Below are 610 nucleotides of genomic sequence, written 5' to 3'. Positions count from 1 at the left end.
GATGGATTTGCCGGAAATATATTGCTGAAATCGCTCGAAGGCACAGCAGGTGCCATTTTCGCTCTGCTTAAGGAACAATTCTCATCATCGCTCAAAAGCAAACTGGCTGCTGCTGTGCTCATGCCTGAGCTGCGCGGTTTGAAACGGAAACTGGATTATACCGAGCATGGTGGTGCACCACTCCTCGGCTTGAGCAGACTTGTGGTGAAAAGTCATGGATCGGCTGATGGCAATGCCATCAAAAATGCTGTGCGCCAAGCACGGATTGCAGTACAGAACCAGCTGGTGGAGAGCATATCTAAGGAAATTAGCGGGAAGTGAGTGAAGACATGAATAATTTGCGCCCGGTAGGGGTTATCGGTACTGGTAAATATGTACCTGAGAAAATTTTGACAAACAGCGATTTGGAGAAAATGGTAGATACGAATGATGAGTGGATCGTCAGTCGTACAGGAATCAAGGAGCGTCACATCGCTGCACCGGATCAGGCGACCTCAGATCTGGCATACGAGGCAGCTATCAAAGCACTTGAGTCTGCTGGCATGACTGGCAGCGATCTTGATCTGATTATTGTGGCAACTATTACACCGGATTCTTCATTCCCTTCTAC

1 protein-coding gene and 1 pseudogene are annotated in these 610 nt (G+C 48.2%); both read left to right on the top strand.

The window, feature by feature from the left end:
• A partial coding sequence (locus AC4PRO_RS18210; RefSeq protein WP_492118404.1) for a hypothetical protein occupies positions 1-321 on the top strand: 321 nt, incomplete at its 5' end.
• Positions 318-610: pseudogene (locus tag AC4PRO_RS18205) on the top strand (hypothetical protein); the annotation flags it as partial. The gene AC4PRO_RS18210 and the pseudogene AC4PRO_RS18205, both read left to right, overlap by 4 nt.

Source organism: Flavobacterium sp. DW-iso2 (genome assembly GCF_058725285.1).
This window is presented reverse-complemented; position numbering and strand designations above follow the sequence as displayed.